Origin of the sequence: Cupriavidus sp. UGS-1, from assembly GCF_021213615.1 — a bacterium.
Lineage (GTDB): Bacteria > Pseudomonadota > Gammaproteobacteria > Burkholderiales > Burkholderiaceae > Cupriavidus.
Map to the genome: position 1 here is coordinate 81,942 of NZ_JAJQJF010000019.1, position 20,298 is coordinate 102,239.

Here is a 20,298-nt window from a genome sequence, read left to right on the forward strand (position 1 = left end):
GTTGTTCTACGTTATGCCGCAAGGATGCAGCGGCTCAGGACAGTGCCGGCCCGGGGCTGATGGCCGCGCCGATGGCGTCCTCGATCGCATCGATCGCATCGAGCGCATCGAAGGCATCGATGGTCTCGGCCAGCTCGTCCGGCGAAGGCCCCAAGCCCGCCGCGGCGCCATCCAGCGCGCCGGCCGGCAGCAACGCGTCGGGCCCGAGCGGTCCACGCACCAGCGCCTCGCGCACCGGCGCGAACGAGCGGCGGTGATGCGGCGTGGCGCCGAAGCGCGCCAGCGCCAGCAGATGCTGCGGCGTGCCGTAGCCGACGTGGCTGTCGAAACCGTACTCGGGAAATTGGGCGTGCAACGCGACCAGCTCGCGATCGCGCGCGACCTTGGCAAGGATCGATGCGGCGGAAATCGCCTGCACGGTGGCATCGCCCTTGATCACCGCCTCGACCGGATACGGCACGTGCGGACAGCGGTTGCCGTCGACCTGCACCAGGTCCGGTGCGATGCCGCAGGCGGCGACGCCGTGCACCGCGCGCTGCATCGCCAGCATCGTCGCGTGCAGGATGTTCAGCGTGTCGATTTCCTCGACCGTGGCGAAGGCGATATGCCAGGCCAGCGCGCGCGAACAGATTTCGTCGAACAGCGCCTCGCGCCGGGCCGCGGTCAGGATCTTGGAGTCTGCCAGGCCCTCGATCGGCCGGGCCGGATCGAGCACCACCGCCGCGGCGAACACCGGGCCGGCCAGCGGCCCGCGTCCGGCCTCGTCGACGCCGCACAGCCGCTGCGCCATCGCGGCGGCAGGCGACAGCGACAGGCCCAGCTGCGCCTCGGCGGCGGCCGCGCGGGCGGCCTTGCCCGCCCTGCCCGCCTTGGCGGCCGTCGTCTTGCCGCCCTTCCCGCTGGCGACACCGGCGGCGGTGGCGGGCTTGCGCGCAGGCAGCCGCGCCATCAGCCGGCCCTCCGGCTGCGCAGCAGATCGACCACCACGTCGGCGGCGATATCGGCGGTATTGCGGCGCAGGGTCTGGTGCATCTGCGTGAAGTGCTCGTACAGGAAGGCGGTGTTGTCCTGGTCGTTCAACTGCAGCAGCGTCTCGCGCGCCAGCGCCTCGGGCGTGGCGTCGTCCTGCAGCAGCTCGGGAACGACGAAGCGTCCCGACAGGATATTCGGCAGCCCGACGTAGGGCAAATAGCCCTGCCGCTTCATGATCTGCGCGGTCAGCCAGGGCACCTTGTACGAGATCACCATCGGCTTCTTGTACAGCGCCGCCTCCAGCGTCGCGGTGCCGCTGGCCAGCAGCACCACGTCGGCCGCCTCCATCGCCAGATGCGACTGGCCGTCGACGATGGTCACGTCGAGTTCAGGATACTCGCTGGCATGCGATTCGATCACAGCCCGCAGCGACGCATTGGCCGCCGGCACCACGAAGGCCAGCGCGTTGTCCATCTGCCGCATCTGGTCCATCGCGGCGAAGAACGTCGCGCCCAGGTGCCGGACTTCGGACTGCCGGCTGCCCGGCAGCACCGCGACCACGCGGCGCCCCGCCGGCAGGCCCAGCTTCGCGCGCGCGCCTTCGACGTCGGGCACCATCGGAATCACGTCGGCCAGCGGGTGGCCGACATAGGTCGCGGCAATGCCGGCCTTGGCGTAGATCTCCGGCTCGAACGGGAACAGGCAGAGGATATGGTCGACGGCCTTCGCGATGGTGCGGATACGCCCGCCCCGCCAGGCCCAGATCGAGGGGCTGACGAAGTGGACCACCGGAATGCCGGCGCGGCGCAGCGGCACTTCCAGGCCGAAGTTGAAGTCCGGCGCGTCGACGCCGATGAAGCACAGCGGCGGATCGGCCAGCAGGCGGTCGCGGATCGCGCGCCGCGTCGCCAGAATCTCGCGCAGCGAGCCCAGCACCTCGACATAGCCGTTGACCGACAGCGTCTCCATCGGCCAATGCGAGACAAAGCCCTGGGACATCATGCGGGCCCCGCCGATGCCCGAGTAGGACACCGCGTCGCCGAGCCGCGCTTGCAGCCCCGACAACAGCAGCGAGGCCAGCAGATCGCCCGAGGCCTCGCCGGCCACCATCGCGATCTCGCCACGCAATCCGGGCAGCGCCGACGGCGCGGCGGCGGCCTGGGGTTCGATGACCGGAATCGGCTGCATTTTCGCGTCGGCCATGGCGACGCCGGGCTTCAGCGCACGATGCCGCGCTTGGTCGCGGCGATGAATTCCAGGAAGGCGCGCAGCGGCACGGCGGTGCTCGCGTCGGCCTGGGCCAGCATCTGGCCGATTTCGGCCTGAGCCTGGTCAAAGCCCAGGTCCGACTTGTACAGCAGCTTGTAGGCCTGGCGCAGCGCGGCGATCTGGCCGGCGTCGAAACCGCGCCGGCGCAGCCCTTCGACGTTGATGCCGTGCGGTGTGGCCTTGTTGCCGTTCTTGTCGCTGGCCGCGATCACGAACGGCGGCACGTCCTGCACCAGCGCCGAGGCGCCGCCCAGCATCGCGTGGTCGCCGATGCGCACGAACTGGTGCACCCCGCTCATGCCGCCGAGGATGGCCCAGTCGCCGACCTGCACGTGTCCGGCGATCTGCGCATTGCTCGAGAACACGGTGTGGTTGCCGACGCGGCAATCGTGCGCGATATGCACGTACGCCATGATCCAGTTGTCGTTGCCGATGCTGGTCAGGCCCTCGTCCTGCACCGTGCCGGTATGGATCGTCGTGAATTCGCGGATGCGGTTGCGGTCGCCGATCACCAGCCGGGTCGGCTCGTCGCGGTACTTCATGTCCTGCGGCGCGCCGCCGACCGACGCGTACGGTCCGATGCGGTTGTCCGCGCCGACGGTGGTGTGGCCTTCGATCGTGGTGTGCGAACCGATCACGGTACCGCTGCCGATCCGTACATGGGGACCGACGATGGAAAACGGTCCGACGCTGACGTCGGCCGCCAGTTCGGCCTTCGGGTCGACCAGGGCGGTGGGATGGATTTGCGTCATGCGTGAAAGTCCTATCGATCTTGTGGTGGGCGGCGCGCCCGCGTTCGCCTCTACGTTCGCGGGCGCCGCGTCAAGACGGCGCCTGGCGCCGTGGCGTCAGGCGTCGGCCTGCTTGACGGTGCACATCAGCTCGGCCTCGCAGGCGACCTTGTCGTCGACGGTCGCGTGGGCCTTGAATTTCCAGATGCCGCGGATATAGCGTTCGACCGAGACATGCATATGCAGCTGGTCGCCGGGGTAGACGACCTGCTTGAAGCGGGCGCCGTCGATGCCGACGAAGTAGTACAGCGAGCCTTCCTTGCGCTCCATGTCCGCGCCGAAGGTCAGCAGGCCGGCCGACTGCGCCAGCGCCTCCAGGATCATCACGCCCGGCATCACCGGCGCGCCGGGGAAATGCCCCTGGAAGTACGGCTCGTTGATGGTGACGTTCTTCAGCGTCTTGATCCGTTTCTGCGGTTCGAATTCGAGCACGCGATCCACCAGCAGGATCGGATAGCGATGCGGCAACAGCTTCAGGATCTGGCGGATGTCGATGTCGGTGGCGGTCATGATGATTTCTCTTCCGTATTCTTTGTCGTGGCGTCCGGGCCCTGCCCGCGCAGGCGCTTCTCCAGTTGCACCACGCGTTCGCGCAGTTTGGATAGCCCCCGCACGATGGCGGCGTTGCGCTCCCAGTCGCCATGCGGCAGGAAGGGAAACACGCTGGTGAAATGCTGGCCCGGCTTCGCGATCGATTTGGTGATCGAGGTCCCGCCCGATACCGTGGTGCGATCGGCGATCTGCAGATGGCCGGCGAAATTGGCCGAGCCGCCGATCACGCAGAAGCGGCCTACCTTGGTGCTGCCCGCGATCGCGGCGCAGCCGGCGATCACGGTATGGGCGCCGACGCGCACGTTATGCGCGATCTGGACCTGATTATCGATCTTGCAGCCGTCCTCGACCACGGTATCGCCCATCGCGCCGCGGTCGATCGCGGTGTTGGCGCCGATCTCGACATCGTCGCCGAGCACGGCGCGGCCGGTCTGCGGAATCTTGACGTATTCGACGCCGTCGGGGCGAATGTCCGGCGCAAAACCGAAACCGTCGGCCCCGATCACCGCGCCGCTGTGGACGATGCAGCGCTGCCCGACCACGCAGCCGTGGTAGATCGACACGTTGGCGTACAGCAGCGTGTCGTCGCCGATCTGCGCGCCGGCGCCGATATAGGTATTGGCCAGCACGCGCACGCGCTCGCCGAGCCGGGCGCCGGCTTCGATCACGACATTGGGGCCGATATAGCAGGAGGCGGGCACCACCGCATCATCCGCGACGCTGGCGCGCGGATCGATGCCGGTGCGCGGGTCGTGGTTGGCGGCGCGGTCGAATTGCTGCGCGATGCGCGCGAAGCAGACATAGGGATTGCGCGCGACCAGCCAGTTGCGGCCGTCGGCGCGGCCCTGCTCGCGAATGCGGTCGAGGTCGGCCGGCGAGACGATCACCGCGGTGGCCGACGAGGTCAGCGCCTGCGGCAGATACAGCGGATTGGACAGAAAGGACAGCTGCCCTTCCCCTGCCTGATCGAGCGGCGCGAGGCCGCGCACGGCCAGCGTGGGATCACCCACAACTTGCGCGCCGGTGTCCGTGGCGAGCTGACCCAGTGTGGGTGTCTTCATCGCGGTACTTCCTGGAACGACGAACGCGGACGGCTTACTTGCCGCCGGCGTTCAGGGCCTTCATCACATCGTCGGTGATGTCGATGCGCGGATTGACGTAGACGGCTTCCTGCACGATCAGGTCGTACTTGCGCTGCTCGGCCAGTTGCCGGATCACGCGGTTGGCGCGCTCGAGCACCTGCGCCAGTTCCTCGTTGCGGCGCTGGTTCAGGTCCTCGCGGAATTCGCGCTGCTTGCGCTGGAATTCGCGGTCCAGGTCGGCCAGCTCGCGCTGGCGGCGCTGGCGGTCGGCGTCCGCCAGCACGGCGGTGTCCTTGTCGAGCCGGTCGGCCATGCCTTTGATCTTCTGGGCCATGTCCTGCAGCTCGCGGTCGCGCTTGGAGAACTCCTGCTCCAGCTTGACCTGGGCCTGCTTGGCCGGCTGCGAATCGCGCAGGATGCGTTCGGAATTGACGGCGGCAATGCGGGTTTCCTGCGCGCCGGCGGGCGCGGCCACCGTCAGCGCGGCCGCCGCTGCGGCGGCGACGGCGAACGACTGGATGATGCGGGTTGTATTTTTCATGAATCGACCTCTGTCAGAACGCGGTACCGATCTGGAACTGGAAGCGCTGGGTGCGGTCGCCCTCTTCGCGCTTGAGCGGGAAGCCCACGCTGACCTTCAGCGGACCGATCGGCGACAGCCACGACAGGCCGAGACCGGTCGAATACCGCAGGTCGCTGAAGCGCGGCGCCTCGCCTTCCTGGTACACGTTACCGAAATCAAAGAACGTAAAGAGCCGCAGCGTGCGGTCCACGCCGGAGCCCGGCAGCGGGAAGATGAACTCGACGTTGCCGATCACCTTCGACGCGCCACCGATCGGGTTGCCGTTCTGGTCCTTCGGGCCCAGCGTGCTGGTCTGGTAGCCGCGCACCGAGCCGATACCGCCGGCGTAGAAGTACTTGAAGACCGGGAAGTCCTTGCCGGCATAGCCGTGACCGTAGGCGATTTCGCCGTTGAACGCCAGCGTGAACGCCTTCGACAGCGGATAGTAGTACTGCTGCTGCAGCGTGGCGCGGTAGTACTGCGTGTCGCCGATGCCGGGCAGGCCGACTTCAAGGTTGGCCTGCGTGTACGGGCCCTTGGTCGGGATCAGCGCGCTGTCGCGGCGGTCGCGCGCCCAGCCGATCGTGAACGGGAAGTTGTTGGTGACGTCGCCGTTCTCGCGCACCCAGCGCTGGTACTGGATCGGCGTGTTGTTCGACACCGTCAGCTCGGTCCGCTCGTAGCCGATGCCGAAGAACACCGTGTCGTTCTCGGAGAACGGCACGCCGAACTTGAAGCCGCCGCCGGTCGACACGATCCGGTAGTCCTGGTCGCCGATGTAGTACAGCGGGCGCGAGGTCCGGTAGTAGATGTCGGTGGAGCGGCTGATGCCGTCGACGGTGAAATACGGGTCGTACTGCGTCAGGGCAATCGTGCGGAACGACTTCGCGGTGTTGACGTCCAGGCCCAGACTGGTACCCGAACCGAACACGTTGTCCTGGCGCAGGCCGGCCTGCAGCACGAGCTTGTCGGTCGACGAGAAGCCCATGCCCAGGCTGATCTGGCCGGTCGGCTTCTCGGTGACGTTGACGTTCACATCGACCTGGTCGGGCGCGCCGGGCACGTCCTCGGTGGTGATGTTGGTGTCGGTGAAGTAGCCGGTGCGGTTGATGCGGGCCTGCGATTGCGTCAGCTTCTCGCTGTCGAACCACGAGCTTTCCATCTGGCGCATCTCGCGGCGCACCACCTCGTCACGCGTCTTGCTGTTGCCGACCACGTTGACGCGGCGCACGTAGACGCGGCGGCCCGGGTCGACCATCAGCGTCAGCGCGACCTCGCGCTTCTCGCGGTCGATCTGCGGCTGCGGATTGATCGTCGTGAACGCATAGCCGTAGGTGCCCATCAGGTCGGTGATGGCCTTGGTGCTCTGCGTCAGCTTTTCCGACGAGAAGATGTCGCCCTTCTTCAGGGTCAGCAGCTTCTCCATTTCTTCCTGCTTGCCGAGCAGCTCGCCCGCCAGGCGGATGTCCGACACCTTGTACTGGTCGCCTTCCTTGATGTTCAGCGTCAGGTAGATGTCCTTCTTGTCCGGCGTGATCGACACCTGGGTCGATTCGATCGCGAACTCGAGATAGCCGCGGTTCAGGTAGAACGAGCGCAGCGCCTCGAGGTCGGCCGTCAGCTTCTGCTTCGAGTACAGGTCGTTCTTGGTGTACCAGGACAGCCAGTTCGGCGTCGACAGCTGCATCTCGTCGCGCAGCGTGCCTTCCTTGAAGGCCTTGTTGCCGACGATATTGATCTGCCGGATCTTGGCGATCGGGCCTTCGTCGACGTTGAACACGACGGAGACGCGATTGCGGTCCACCGGCGTGATCGTCGTCTGCACCTCGGCCGCGTAGTAACCGCGCGCGACGTACTGGCGCTTCAGTTCCTGCTCGGCCTTGTCGATCAGCGCGCGGTCGTAGTAGCGCGCCTCGGCCACGCCGACGGCCCGCAGCGAACGGCGCAGCGTGTCCTTGTCGAATTCCTTGATGCCAACGAACTCGAGCTGCGAGATGGCCGGGCGTTCCTCGACATGGACGACCAGCACGCCGTCCTCGGCGCGGATCTGTACGTCCTTGAAGAAGCCGGTGTTGTAGAGCGCGCGGATCGCGTCGGCGCCCTTGTCGTCGGTGAAGGTCTCGCCTACCTTGACTGGCAGATAGCCGAAGACCGTACCGGGTTCGACCCGTTGCAGCCCTTCTACCCGAATATCCCTGACCACAAACGGATCCGCGGCCCAGCCCGCCGGTGCCCAGGCCGCGATGATGGCACTCGCCAGCATGCTAAGCGAGATGCGCTTATGTCTGATCAATCTTGATCCCCTCTTTGATTCCATGCAGGATTGGGCTCTGATGCTTCGCCGAGCGGCCTCGCGACGAGGTCCGCAACGGTCGCCGTGGCCGGTGCCGCGGCACGCCGCTACGTCGTTGCGCACCGGATTCTAGCTGCGCGCGAGAAACAGGCGGCTGACGTCGTTGAACAAGGCGAGCGAAGTCAGGAGCAAGATGCAGGCAATGCCGACCTTCTGCAGCACAGCCTGCCAGTGGTCTGGAACGGGCCTGCCAGTCAAAAATTCAACGCAATAATACAGCAAATGCCCCCCGTCCAATACCGGAATGGGTAACAAATTCAATACGCCGAGGCTGACGCTGACCAGCGCCAGGAAGCCGACGAACGGTTGCCAGCCGAGGTTCGCGGCCTTGCCCGCGTAATCGGCGACGGTCAGCGGACCGCTGAGGTTCTGCAGCGAAGCCTGGCCGATCAGCATGCGGCCGAGCAGCTTGAGCGACAGCACGCTGGTGTCCCATACCTGCTGTCCGGCACGGGCCAGCGCCTGCAGCGGGGCATCGCGCACGGTCTCCATCTGCACGGCCTGCGTCAGCGCCGCGCCGAGCTTGCCGGCGGTCGCCGCCTTGCCGCCGCCCTCCTTCGTCTTCTGCTGCGCCCCTTCGCTGTCGTCCGGCACCGCGTCGACCTTGACCGGCACCTGCAGCGTGCTGCCTTCGCGCTCGATCGACAGCGTCGCCTGCGCGCCCGGATTGGCGCGCACCGCGCGGATCAGCTGATCGGCCTGGCGGATCGGCTCGCCCTGCCACGCCAGCACGCGGTCGCCGGCGCGCAGGCCCGCGCGTTCGGCGGCCGAATCGGGCAGTACCTCGCGGATCGTCACCGGCCCGCCCTTGAGCGCGAGCCCCAGCGTGGCCAGCGGATCGCGCTCGGGATCGCCGCCGGTGCTGGGCAGCCGCGCGATGGTCAGGTCGCGTTCCGCGCCGTCGGCACCGCGCACGCGCAGCACCGCGCCGGCGCCGTCGAATCCCTGCGCCATCACGGCCATGCGCAGGTCGTTCCACGAGCGCACCGTCTCGGTCTCGTCGTTGGCGGTCAGCGAGAGCACGCGGTCGCCGTCGCGCACGCCGGCCTGGGCCGCGGCGGTACCGGCCACCGGGGTTGCCAGCACCGGCGCTGGCTCCTGCATGCCGCCGGCGAACAGCGTGAAATACAGCCCGATCGCCAGCAGGAAGTTGGCGACCGGCCCGGCGGCGACGATGGCGATGCGCTTGCCGACCGGCTGCCGGTTGAAGGCGCGCGGCAGGTCGGCGGGATCGTAGGGAGGGTCGCGCTCGGGATCGCGTTCGCGCTCGTCGAGCATCTTGACATAGCCGCCCAGCGGAATCGCCGCGAGCGTCCATTCGGTGCGATCTCGGTGGCGCGATACCCAGCGCAGCAGCGGACGGCCGAAGCCGATCGAAAAGCGCAGCACCTTGACGCCGCACGCGCGCGCGGCCAGGTAGTGGCCCATCTCGTGCACGTAGATCAGGATGCCGAGCGCAACGATGAAGGCGAGAATGGTCTGCATGGCGGCGGTCAGGTTCAGCTTGGCGTGGCCGCGCCGGCGCTGGCGCCGGCGCTTGCCTGGCTGCCCGCTTGCACCAGCGTCCGGGCCAGCGCGCGGGCCTGCTGGTCGGCCTGCAGCACCGCGTCGAGCGAGTCGGCCGCATGGCGCGGGCCCTGCTCGAGCACGCGCGCGACCACGTTGGCGATATCGGTGAAACGGATCGCGCCGTGCAGGAAGCTGTCGACCGCGATCTCGTTGGCGGCATTCAGCACCGCGGGCGCCACGCCGCCGGCGCGCAGCGCGTCGAAGGCGAGCGCCAGGCACGGGAAGCGCTGCAGGTCCGGCGTCTCGAAGGCCAGCGTGCCGGCCGCGACCAGATCGAGCGGCGAGACGCCGGCATCGATTCGTTCGGGATAGGCGAGACCGTAAGCGATCGGCGTGCGCATGTCGGGATTGCCCAGTTGCGCCAGTACCGAGCCGTCGGCATACGCGACCATCGAATGGACGATGCTCTGCGGGTGGATCAGCACGTCGATGCGCTCGGCGGGCGCGCCGAACAGCCAGTGGGCCTCGATGACCTCCAGGCCCTTGTTCATCATCGTGGCCGAATCGACCGAGATCTTGCGCCCCATCACCCAGTTCGGATGGGCGCAGGCCTCGTCCGGGGATATGTCGTGCAGCGAGGCCGGATCGCGCGTGCGGAACGGCCCGCCGGACGCTGTCAGCACCACGCGGGCGACGCCGGCTCGATAGCGCGGATCGTCGAACGGCAGGCACTGGAAGATCGCGTTGTGCTCGCTGTCGATCGGCAGCAGCGTCGCGCCGTGCTCGCGCACCGCGTCCATGAAGATGGCGCCGGACATCACCAGCGCCTCCTTGTTGGCCAGCAGCACGCGCTTGCCGGCTTGCGCCGCGGCGAGCGTCGGCCGCAGTCCGGCGGCGCCGACGATCGCCGCCATCACCGTATCGGCCTCGGCGTCCGCGGCGACCTCGGCCAGCGCGGCGTCGCCGTGCAGCACCTCGGTGCCGACGCCGGCCAGGCGCAGCCGCTCGCGCAGCTCGGCCGCGGCGCTGTCGCTGCCGACCACCGCCCGCGCCGGACGGAACTCGGCGCAGCGCTCGGCCAGCTTGTCGATCTGGCGATGCGCGGTCAGCGCATGCACGGCATAGCGCTCGGGATGGCGCCGGATCACGTCCAGCGTGCTGTCGCCGATCGAGCCGGTGGCGCCAAGGACGGTAATGCGACGCATGAAAAAGGCCTGGGGAAAATCAGAGATACAGGATCAGCAGCGCGGCCAGCGGCAACACCGGCAGCAGCGCATCGATGCGGTCCAGCACGCCGCCGTGGCCGGGCAGCAGCCGGCTGCTGTCCTTCTTGCCGACCTGCCGCTTGAGCAGCGATTCGAACAGGTCGCCGACCACGCTGGCGATCACCATCAGCGTGGTCAGCAGCGCCACCATCAGCATGCCGTTGCGGTCCGCCACCCGGTCGAACCAGGTCGGCGCGAACGCATGGGTGGCCGCCAGCGACAGCGCCACGGCCAGCGCGAACAGCCAGCCGCCGATCGCGCCTTCCCACGACTTGCCGGGGCTGATGCTGGGCGCCAGCTTGCGGCGGCCGATCGCCTTGCCGACGAAATAGGCGCCGATATCGGCGGCCCAGACCAGCGCCGCGGCGGACAGCAGCACGCCGACGCCGAGGCCGCGCAGCAGCATCGCGGCGTGGCCGAACGCCGGCAGGATCACCAGGCCGACCAGGCCGGCGACGATCGCGAAGGCCGGCGTGGCCTTGCGCACGCCGCGCGCCAGCAGCACGATGGCGACGCCCCAGGCGACCACCGAGGCCTGCAGCAGCCACAGCATCGCGCCGCGCGCCGGCAGGTCATGCCAGGCGATCATCGCGACCACGCAGGCGATCGCGTAGATCCACGGGCCCGCGCCGCGCAGGCCGAGCAGACGGCCGAATTCCCAGGCGGCCAGCGCCACGATCACCGCCATCAGGCCGGCCAGCGCCGCGGGCGGCGCCAGGAACAGGATCGGCAGGATCAGCAGCAACAGGCACAGGGCGGTGATGACACGGGTAAGAAGCATGCGCTGCGAGTCCGGGTTGGTTCGATGGCGAGCGGCCGGCGCGTTCAAGCGGTGCCGGACAGGCCGGACGGCGCCACGACCTGCGCGCTGGTGCGGCCGAAACGCCGTTCGCGCTGCCGGTACGAGGCGAACGCCTTGTCCAGTTCGGCCGCGTCGAAGTCGGGCCAGAACACGTCGGTGAAATAGAGCTCGGAATAGGCGAGCTGCCACAGCAGGAAATTGCTGATGCGCTGCTCACCCCCGGTGCGGATGAACAGGTCCGGCTCCGGCGCGTAGGCCATCGCCAGGTGCGGCGCCAGCGTCGATTCCTCGATCGTCGAGGGGTCGAGCATCGGCTGCTGCAGCAGCATCTTGCGCACCGCCTGCAGCAGGTCCCAGCGGCCACCATAGTTGGCGGCGATGGTCACCGTCAGGCCGGTATTGCCCGCGGTGCGGCGTTCGGCGTCGGCAATCAGTTGCTGGATGCGCGGGCTGAAGCGGGTCAGGTCGCCGACCACCTTCAGGCGGATATTGTTGGCGTGCATCTTCACCACTTCGCGCCGCAGCGACATCATGAACAGCCGCATCAGGAAGGTGACCTCGTCGGCCGGCCGCCGCCAGTTCTCCGAACTGAAGGCGAACAGCGTCAGGTACTTGACCCCTCGCACCGCGCACGCCTCCACCACGGTACGTACCGCATCCAGGCCGCGGCTATGGCCGGCGACCCGCGGCAGATGCCGCTGCGTGGCCCAGCGCCCGTTGCCATCCATGATGATGGCGACGTGGGCCGGTACGTAACCGGTCTCGGGGATGGCGAGTGTGGAACTGATGTGCATGATGGTGGACGGGTCCCCGGCGGCGTCATCGCGCCAGTCCGCAGCGGGACCGGCGAGCGGCGCCGCGGCTCAGACCGTCATGATCTCCTTGTCCTTCTCGGCGACCAGCTTGTCGATCTCGGCGACATAGCGGTCGGTCAGCTTCTGCACCTCGTCCTGTCCGCGACGCTCGTCGTCTTCCGAGATGCTCTTGTCCTTGACCAGCTTCTTGAACTGTTCGTTCGCGTCGCGGCGCAGATTGCGCACCGCCACCTTGGCGCTCTCGCCCTCGCCCTTGACCACCTTGGTCAGCTCCTTGCGGCGCTCCTCGGTCAGCGGGGGCATCGGCACGCGGATCACCTCGCCGATGGTGGCGGGGTTCAGGCCCAGGTCGGCGTCGCGGATGGCCTTCTCGACCGCGCCGACCATCTTCTTTTCCCACGGCTGCACGCTGATGGTGCGGGCATCGGCCAGGCCGATATTGGCGACCTGGCTGATGGGCACCGGCGAGCCATAGTATTCGACCTGGACATGGTCGAGCAGACCGGTGTGCGCACGACCCGTGCGGATCTTGGCCAGATCGGCCTTGAACGCTTCGATGGTCTTCTGCATCTTCTGCTCGGCGCTCTTCTTGATGTCGGCGACGCTCATCATAACCTCCGGAAAACTGGCTGCCATGACCCCGGCGGACGGGGCCGAAAACGAATCATTCTACTCTGTGCCGTTGCGTGCGCCACCTCGCGGCGGGCCCGCACGGCGCCTCAAACGTGGACCAGCGTACCCTCGTCCTCGCCCAGGATCACGCGCTTGAGCGCGCCCGGCTTGACGATGGAGAACACCTTGATCGGCAGCTTCTGATCGCGGCACAGCGCGAAGGCCGTGGCGTCCATCACCTGCAGATTGCGGGAGATCGCCTCGTCGAAGCTGATCGTGGTGTAGCGCGTGGCGCTGGGATCCTTCTTCGGATCGGCGGTATAGACGCCGTCGACCTTGGTGGCCTTGAGCACCACCTCGGCGCCGATCTCGGAGCCGCGCAGCGCGGCCGCGGTATCGGTGGTGAAGAACGGGTTGCCCGTGCCGGCGGCGAAGATCACGACCTTGCCCTCTTCCAGCTGGCGGATCGCGCGCGGGCGGATATAGGGCTCGACCACCTGGTCCATGCGCAGCGCCGATTGCACCCGGCCTTCGATATTGGCGTGCCGCATCGCGTCCTGCAGCGCCAGCGCGTTCATCATCGTGGCCAGCATGCCCATGTAGTCGGCGGTCGCGCGGTCCATGCCGGCGGCGCCGCCGGCGACGCCGCGGAAGATGTTGCCGCCGCCGATCACCACTGCCACCTGCACGCCGAGCTTCACGATCTCGGCAATATCATTGACCATGCCTTCGATCGTGGACCGGTTGATGCCGAAGGCATCGTCGCCCATCAGGGCCTCACCGGACAGTTTCAGAAGGACGCGCTTGTAGGCTGGCATATTCACCCTCGGGCTGGTTCGAGTCTTCGATCTGGGCCTCGCCCCGGAGGGCGGATGCCGCCGGGACCAAGCCGGCTTTCCCCGTGGCCCGGGCGCGTCGGCAGGGCCCGGAGGGCGATGCCAGTCAAAACGGGCGACGGCGAAAACGGGCTCCGCGTCCGGCTCGCGGGCCGGCACGCTGGACGCATGCACCGGCCGTTCGGGCGGCACGCGCCATTGTTCTCTCTTCTTGTGCCGAGGGGCACCTCGCGGTGCCCCTCGGGATTATACGGCGGGCCGTCATCGCGCCAGACCGGCGCCTGCCTCCCGCCCGGGATATCAGCCCTTCTGCGCGGCGGCGACCTGCGCGGCCACTTCGGCGGCGAAGTCGTCCTGGCGCTTCTCGATGCCCTCGCCGACCACGTACAGCGTGAAGCCCTTGACCGTGGTGTTGGCGGCCTTGAGCATCTGCTCGACGGTCTGCTTGTCGTTCTTCACGAACGGCTGGTTCAGCAGCGAGACTTCCTTCAGGTACTTCTGCACCGAGCCTTCGACCATCTTGGCGGTGATCTCGGCCGGCTTGCCCGACTCGGCGGCCTTCTGCTCGGCGATGCTGCGCTCCTTGGCGATCAGCTCGGCCGGCACGTCGGCCGACGACAGCGCCACCGGCTTCATCGCGGCGATGTGCATGGCGACGTCCTTGGCGGCGACTTCATCGCCGTCGAACTCGACCATCACGCCGATGCGGGTGCCGTGCAGGTACGAGACCAGCTTGCCGCCGCCGGCATAGCGGGCGAAACGGCGGATCGTCATGTTCTCGCCGATCTTGCCGATCAGCGCGGCACGGACCTGGTCGACGGTCTGGCCGTCCAGCGGCAGCGCCGACAGCGCGGCCACGTCGGCCGGGTTCTGCTTGGCAACGAGCTCGGCGACCTTGGCCGAGAAGCCCAGGAAGTCGTCGTTCTTCGAGACGAAATCGGTCTCGCAGTTCAGCTCGACCAGCGCGCCGGTGGTGCCGTCGATGAAGGCGGCGACCACGCCTTCGGCGGTCACGCGCGAAGCGGCCTTGCTGGCCTTGTTGCCCAGCTTGACGCGCAGCAGCTCCTCGGCCTTGGCCAGGTCGCCGTCCGCTTCGGTCAGGGCCTTCTTGCACTCCATCATCGGCGCGTCGGTCTTCGCGCGCAGTTCAGCCACCATGCTTGCGGTAATTGCCGCCATTTGTCACTCCTTGATTGGTTCACGCACCGCCGCCCGCCGGACCTGGGTGTCCCGCGCCGCGGCCAGCCGCGTGGTGTTCAAAGACTCACCCGCCGTGATCGTAGCCACATCGGATGACAATCATTCCTGCTTGCTTCTTCTCTGCTTGCTGCGCGCGCACCGCGCGCATTCAAAAAAGGGGGCGTACCATGTCGCCCCCTTTTCTGGTGGTCACGCGGCCGGCGATGCCGGCGCGCGCCACGGGTCTGTCAGGGCCGTCCGGGCCGTCCCGCCTGCGGGCGGGGCTGGCCTCAGGCTTCCTCGACTTCGACGAAGTCGTCGCTGCCGCGGACCGCTTCGACCACGTCCTGCACCGCGTTGGCGCGGCCTTCCAGGATCGCGTCGGCGACGCCGCGCACATACAGCGCAACCGCCTTGCTCGAGTCGTCGTTACCCGGGATCACATAGTCGATGCCGTCCGGCGAGTGGTTGGTATCGACCACGCCGATCACCGGAATGCCCAGCTTGTTGGCTTCGGTCACGGCAATCTTGTGGTAGCCGACGTCGACCACGAAGATCGCGTCAGGAATGCCGCCCATGTCCTTGATGCCGCCGATCGACTTCTCGAGCTTTTCCATCTCGCGCTCGAACATCAGCGCTTCCTTCTTGCTCATGGTGTCCAGCGCGCCGGCTTCCTTGGCGGCTTCCATGTCCTTCAGGCGCTTGATCGAGATCTTGACCGTCTTGAAGTTGGTCAGCATGCCGCCGAGCCAGCGGGCGTCGACGTAGGGCATGCCGGCGCGGCCCGCTTCCTCGGCCAGGATCTCGCGCGACTGGCGCTTGGTGCCGACGAACAGGATGGTGCCGCGATTCGCTGCCAGCTGACGCACATACTTCAGCGCGTCCTGGAACATCGGCAGCGTCTTTTCCAGGTTGATGATGTGGATCTTGTTGCGATGGCCGAAGATGAACGGGGCCATCTTGGGGTTCCAGAAGCGGGTCTGGTGGCCAAAGTGGCAACCGGCTTCCAGCATTTCACGCATGGTGACGGACATTGAATTCTCCAAAAGGGTTCGGTCTGAAGTCCGCCCCGACATTCCTGAACAGGAACACCCCGGATGGGCGGACTCGCGATTTCGCAAGGCAAAACCAAGCGAGCCCGCGATTGTAGCAACATCCCGGCCATCGCTCAAGCCCGCCGCAGGCCGGCCGTTCGGGGGGCACCGTCCCGGTGCGGCGCGGGCTTGTCGCCGCGGCGGGGTGCGGCAGGCTGCCGATGGTGCGATAATCCCGGTTTGCCAATCCAGAAACGGGCGCCGGCCCCACGTGCCGCCCGTTACACTTTTTCCGCGTCGCAGCATGAGCATCCATTTGAAGACCGCCGAAGACATCGCCCAGATGCGCGTCGCCTGCCGGCTGGCCAGCGAAGTCCTCGACTACATCACGCCGTTCGTGAAGCCCGGCGTCACCACCGGCGAGCTGGACCGTCTGTGCCACGCCTATATGCGTGACGTACAAGGCACGGTCCCTGCGCCGCTGAATTATGCGCCCCCGGGTTACCCACCCTTCCCCGGCGCGATCTGCACCTCGGTCAACGACGTGATCTGCCACGGCATCCCGGGCGACCGCGTGCTGAAGAACGGCGACGCGGTGAACCTGGACATCACCGTGATCACCAAGGAAGGCTATTACGGCGACACCAGCCGCATGTTCATCGTCGGCGAGGGCTCGATCCTGGCCAAGCGCCTGGCCCAGGTGACCTTCGAATGCATGTGGAAGGGCATCGCCCAGGTCCGCCCGGGCGCCAAGCTCGGCGACATCGGCCACGTGATCCAGCAGCATGCGGAAGCGGCCGGCTACAGCGTGGTGCGCGAATACTGCGGCCACGGCATCGGCAAGAACTTCCACGAGGATCCCCAGATCCTGCACTACGGCCGCCCCGGCACCGGCATGGAGCTGCAGGCCGGCATGATCTTCACGATCGAGCCGATGATCAACGCGGGCAAGCGCGACATCCGCACGATGCCCGACCAGTGGACCGTCAAGACGCGCGACCGCAGCCTGTCGGCGCAATGGGAACACACGGTGCTGGTGACCGACACCGGCTACGAGGTGCTGACGGTGTCGGCCGGCACGCAGGCGCCGCCCGCCTTCATCACCGACACGCTCGCGGCCTGATCGCAGGGGCGCCGGGAGGCGCCCCTGTCGTTTGGGGCCGCGCCGATCGCGCCCGTTCGCCGACTGAACGCACCCTCGCAGCCCTCGCAGCTTCTCGCCGCCCACCCTGCCCCTCATGTCGACCCAACCCGTCCCAGCCATGGATACCACTCCGGAACTGCTGCTCGCCACGCGCGTGCGCGACCGGCTCAAGGCCGACAAGCAGGCGCTGTTCGATGCCTTCACCGGCGGCGGCCAGGTCGGCTCGCTGCTGACGCGGCTGCGCCAGGCGGTCGACCACGCGCTGGTCGAGTGCTGGCGCGGGCTCGGCCTGCCGGCCGGCATGGCGCTGGTGGCCGTCGGCGGCTATGGCCGCGGCGAGCTGTTCCCGCATTCGGACGTCGACGTGCTGCTGCTGTTGCCGGCCGAGCCGGACGCGGACACCGTCGGCCGCATGGAGAAGTTCATCGGCCTGTGCTGGGACCTGGGGCTGGAGATCGGCTCGTCGGTGCGCACCGTCGACGACTGCATGCGCGAGGCGCGCGCGGATGTGACGATCCGCACCGCGCTGCTCGAGGCCCGGCTGGTGACCGGCAACCGCACGCTGTTCGCCGAGCTGCAGGCACGCTATCGCGCCGAGCTCGACCCGCGCGCCTTCTTCCAGGCCAAGCTGCTCGAACTGCGCCAGCGCCACGCCAAGTACCAGGACACGCCCTACGCGCTCGAGCCGAACTGCAAGGAGAGTCCGGGCGGCCTGCGCGACTTGCAGGTGATCCTGTGGATGACGCAGGCGGCGGGCTACGGCGACAGCTGGAAGGAGCTGCGCGACAAGGGCCTGCTGACCGAGCGCGAGGCACAGGAGCTGACGCGCAACGAACGCCTGCTCAAGACCATCCGCGCGCGCCTGCACCTGCTGGCCGGCCGCCGCCAGGACGTGCTGGTGTTCGACCTGCAGACCGCGCTGGCGGAGGCCTTCGGCTATCGGCAGAACGCCAACAAGCGCGCCAGCGAGCAGCTGATGCGGCGCTACTACTGGGCCGCCAAGGCCGTGACGCAGCTCAACAGCGTGCTGCTGCTCAATATCGAGGCGATGCTGTTTCCCAGCGAGTCGAAGGTCACGCGCGTACTGAACGAGCGTTTCGTCGAGCGCCAGGGCATGCTCGAGATCACCAGCGACGACCTGTACGAGCGCAATCCGCACGCGATCCTCGAAACGTTCCTGCTGTACGAGCGCACCCCGGGCGTCAAGGGCCTGTCGCCGCGCACGCTGCGCGGGCTGTACAACGCGCGCACGGTCATGGACGCGCGCTGGCGCAACGACCCGCTCAACCGCCAGCAGTTCCTGGCCATCATCCAGGAGCCGCAGGGCATCACGCATGCGCTGCGGCTGATGAACCAGACCAGCGTGCTGGGCCGCTACCTGATCAACTTCCGCCGCATCGTCGGGCAGATGCAGCACGACCTGTTCCACGTCTATACAGTGGACCAGCACATCCTGATGGTCGTGCGCAACATGCGCCGTTTCGCGATCGTCGAGCACACCCACGAGTTCCCGTTCTGCAGCCAGCTGATGGCGAACTTCGACAAGCCGTGGGTGCTGTGGCTGGCCGCGCTGTTCCACGATATCGCCAAGGGCCGCGGCGGCGACCACTCGAAGCTCGGCACCGCCGATGCGCGCCGCTTCTGCCGCCAGCACGGCATCGCGCGCGAGGATGCCAACCTGATCGCCTGGCTGGTCGAGCACCACCTGACGATGAGCCACGTCGCGCAGAAGCAGGACATGACCGATCCCGAGGTCGTCCATGCCTTCGCCCGCGTGGTCGGCAACGAGCGCTACCTGACCGCGCTGTATCTGCTGACCGTGGCCGATATCCGCGGCACCAGCCCCAAGGTCTGGAACGCGTGGAAAGGCAAGCTGCTGGAGGACCTGTACCGCATCACGCTGCGCGTGCTCGGCGGCGCCCGCGTCGATCCGCATTCGCTGTGGGCGCAGCGGCGTGACGAAACGATCGCGGCGCTGCGGCTGCAGGCATTCGATCCGGCCCGCGCCGAGGCGCTGTGGGAACGGCTCGACGTGGCCTTCTTCCTGCGCCACGACGCGCGCGACATCGCCTGGCTGACACGCCATCTCGCCCACCGCGTCGACAGCGAGCAGCCGGTGGTCAAGGCGCGCGTGTCGCCGGCCGGCGAAGGGCTGCAGGTCGCGGTCTACGCCAAGGACCAGCCCGACCTGTTCGCGCGCATCTGCGGCTATTTCGAGCGCAAGGGCTTCTCGATCCAGGAGGCGAAGATCCACACCACGCGGCATGGCTACGCGCTGGATACCTTCCAGGTCTTCGATCCGGGCGTCGTCGGCGGCGGGCGCGACACCTATCGCGACATCATCGCGCTGGTCGAGCACGAGCTGTGCGAGCGGCTGACGCATCAGGCGCCGCTGCCCGAGCCGACCCAGGGCCGGCTGTCGCGCCAGTCGCGCAGCTTTCCGATCAAGCCGCGCGTCGACCTGCGGCCGGACGAGCGCGGGCAGTACTTCCTGCTGGAGCTGTCGGCCAACGACCGCACCGGCCTGCTGTACGCGATCGCACGCGTGCTGGGCCGCCACCATATCTCCGTGCATACCGCACGCATCAACACGCTGGGCGAACGGGTCGAGGACATGTTCCTGGTCGACGGCAGCCGCCTCGCCGCCGACAATCGGCTCGAAATCCAGCTTGAACAGGACCTGCTCGCGGCGCTCGACATCTGAGCCGCGACACCATTGAAACCATGAGCGATCAACCCTCCCCCAAGCGCAAGACCTTGGGACTGAAATCCGCCGCGGCCGGCACGGGTACCGGCGCGGCCCGCAAGAGCGGCGCCACCCGGCCGGTACGCGTGTCCGATCTGAACCGGCGCCGCGTCCAGACGGTCGCCGAAGGCGTGCGCGCCGCGCAGCAACGCGCCGAGGCCGGCGGCAAGCCGCGCAAGGAAGGCGCCGGCCGCTCCACGCCGGAAGGACGCGGCCTGCGCCGGCCCGGTGGCGACGAACGCGGCCCGCGCCGTTTCGGCGACGAAGCGCGCGAACGGCCGGCACGTTGGGGAGAACGCAGCGAGCGCGGGGAGCGTACCGAACGGCCGCAGCGTTTCGAGCGTGGCGAGCGCACCGAACGGCCACCGCGCTTCGAGCGCGGCGAGCGCACCGAACGGCCACCGCGTTTCGAGCGCGGCGAACGTACCGAGCGGCCGCCGCGTTTCGAGCGCGGCGAACGTACCGAGCGGCCGCAGCGCTTCGAGCGTGGCGAGCGCACCGAACGGCCACCGCGTTTCGAGCGCGGCGAACGTACCGAGCGGCCGCAGCGTTTCGAGCGTGGTGAGCGTACCGAGCGGCCGCAGCGCTTCGAGCGCAGCGAACGTACCGAGCGGCCGCAGCGCTTCGAGCGTGGTGAGCGTACCGAGCGCGCCGCCGGCCCGCGTCGCGAATTCGGCGCCGAGCGGGACGGCCGTGGTCAGCGTGCCCGTCCGGGCGAGCGCGGCGAACGTCCGCCGCGCTTGGCCGCAGCCGAATCGCGCGATCGTCCCCGCCG

Annotated in this window: 17 protein-coding genes and 1 pseudogene; 3 read left to right on the plus strand and 15 right to left on the minus strand. The window is 68.0% G+C overall.

The window, feature by feature from the left end; genetic code table 11:
- Window positions 1-34 precede the first annotated feature (34 nt).
- The 15 genes from rnhB to rpsB form a co-directional block, all read right to left on the minus strand.
- Window positions 35-790, minus strand: a complete 756-nt coding sequence (gene rnhB / locus LRR16_RS20725) for a ribonuclease HII (protein ID WP_232206983.1) — start codon at window positions 788-790, stop codon at window positions 35-37.
- Between the two features lie 158 nt (window positions 791-948).
- Window positions 949-2,082: a lipid-A-disaccharide synthase gene (gene lpxB / locus LRR16_RS20730; protein ID WP_231906596.1), complete on the minus strand. Its 1,134-nt coding sequence runs from the start codon at window positions 2,080-2,082 to the stop codon at window positions 949-951.
- 107 nt (window positions 2,083-2,189) lie between these two features.
- Entirely contained in the window at window positions 2,190-2,993 is an 804-nt protein-coding gene (gene lpxA / locus LRR16_RS20735) for an acyl-ACP--UDP-N-acetylglucosamine O-acyltransferase (protein ID WP_023264058.1), read from the minus strand.
- Between the two features lie 96 nt (window positions 2,994-3,089).
- A complete protein-coding gene (gene fabZ, locus LRR16_RS20740) occupies window positions 3,090-3,542 on the minus strand; it encodes a 3-hydroxyacyl-ACP dehydratase FabZ (RefSeq protein WP_006577561.1) in 453 nt (150 codons plus the stop codon).
- Complete coding sequence (gene lpxD, locus LRR16_RS20745; RefSeq protein WP_006577560.1) at window positions 3,539-4,645, minus strand: UDP-3-O-(3-hydroxymyristoyl)glucosamine N-acyltransferase; 1,107 nt, start codon at window positions 4,643-4,645, stop codon at window positions 3,539-3,541. Before lpxD ends, fabZ begins: the two co-directional genes overlap by 4 nt.
- Window positions 4,646-4,679: 34 nt before the next feature.
- Window positions 4,680-5,207, minus strand: a complete 528-nt coding sequence (locus LRR16_RS20750) for an OmpH family outer membrane protein (protein ID WP_006577559.1) — start codon at window positions 5,205-5,207, stop codon at window positions 4,680-4,682.
- Between the two features lie 13 nt (window positions 5,208-5,220).
- The gene (gene bamA / locus LRR16_RS20755) at window positions 5,221-7,521 is read right to left on the minus strand and encodes an outer membrane protein assembly factor BamA (RefSeq protein WP_043438778.1); all 2,301 of its coding nucleotides are present in this window, start codon (window positions 7,519-7,521) and stop codon (window positions 5,221-5,223) included.
- Window positions 7,522-7,650: 129 nt separating this feature from the next.
- A complete protein-coding gene (gene rseP, locus LRR16_RS20760) occupies window positions 7,651-9,066 on the minus strand; it encodes an RIP metalloprotease RseP (protein WP_232206973.1) in 1,416 nt (471 codons plus the stop codon).
- A 14-nt stretch (window positions 9,067-9,080) separates the two neighbouring features.
- Window positions 9,081-10,295 carry a 1-deoxy-D-xylulose-5-phosphate reductoisomerase gene (ispC, locus tag LRR16_RS20765; RefSeq protein ID WP_232206974.1) on the minus strand — a complete coding sequence of 405 codons (1,215 nt, stop codon included), beginning with the start codon at window positions 10,293-10,295 and terminating at the stop codon, window positions 9,081-9,083.
- 19 nt (window positions 10,296-10,314) lie between these two features.
- Complete coding sequence (locus LRR16_RS20770) at window positions 10,315-11,136, minus strand: phosphatidate cytidylyltransferase (RefSeq protein ID WP_232206975.1); 822 nt, start codon at window positions 11,134-11,136, stop codon at window positions 10,315-10,317.
- 44 nt (window positions 11,137-11,180) lie between these two features.
- Window positions 11,181-11,951, minus strand: a complete 771-nt coding sequence (locus LRR16_RS20775; protein ID WP_006578099.1) for an isoprenyl transferase — start codon at window positions 11,949-11,951, stop codon at window positions 11,181-11,183.
- Window positions 11,952-12,020: 69 nt separating this feature from the next.
- Window positions 12,021-12,581 (minus strand): ribosome recycling factor, encoded by a 561-nt coding sequence (frr, locus tag LRR16_RS20780; RefSeq protein ID WP_006578100.1) that lies wholly within the window; start codon window positions 12,579-12,581, stop codon window positions 12,021-12,023.
- Between the two features lie 110 nt (window positions 12,582-12,691).
- On the minus strand, window positions 12,692-13,402 hold the full coding sequence (gene pyrH / locus LRR16_RS20785; RefSeq protein WP_006578101.1) for a UMP kinase: 711 nt from the start codon (window positions 13,400-13,402) through the stop codon (window positions 12,692-12,694).
- 318 nt (window positions 13,403-13,720) lie between these two features.
- A complete protein-coding gene (gene tsf, locus LRR16_RS20790; protein WP_232206976.1) occupies window positions 13,721-14,599 on the minus strand; it encodes a translation elongation factor Ts in 879 nt (292 codons plus the stop codon).
- 290 nt (window positions 14,600-14,889) lie between these two features.
- Window positions 14,890-15,633 (minus strand): 30S ribosomal protein S2, encoded by a 744-nt coding sequence (gene rpsB, locus LRR16_RS20795; RefSeq protein ID WP_006578103.1) that lies wholly within the window; start codon window positions 15,631-15,633, stop codon window positions 14,890-14,892.
- 304 nt (window positions 15,634-15,937) lie between these two features.
- On the opposite strand from rpsB, the gene map reads away from it, so the two are divergent.
- The 3 genes and pseudogenes from map to LRR16_RS20810 form a co-directional block, all read left to right on the plus strand.
- Window positions 15,938-16,756 carry a type I methionyl aminopeptidase gene (map, locus tag LRR16_RS20800; protein WP_006578104.1) on the plus strand — a complete coding sequence of 273 codons (819 nt, stop codon included), beginning with the start codon at window positions 15,938-15,940 and terminating at the stop codon, window positions 16,754-16,756.
- A gap of 139 nt (window positions 16,757-16,895) precedes the next feature.
- Window positions 16,896-19,481 (plus strand): [protein-PII] uridylyltransferase, encoded by a 2,586-nt coding sequence (locus tag LRR16_RS20805; protein ID WP_232206977.1) that lies wholly within the window; start codon window positions 16,896-16,898, stop codon window positions 19,479-19,481.
- 20 nt (window positions 19,482-19,501) lie between these two features.
- Window positions 19,502-20,298 (plus strand): annotated as a pseudogene (locus LRR16_RS20810) (16S rRNA pseudouridylate synthase); the annotation flags it as partial.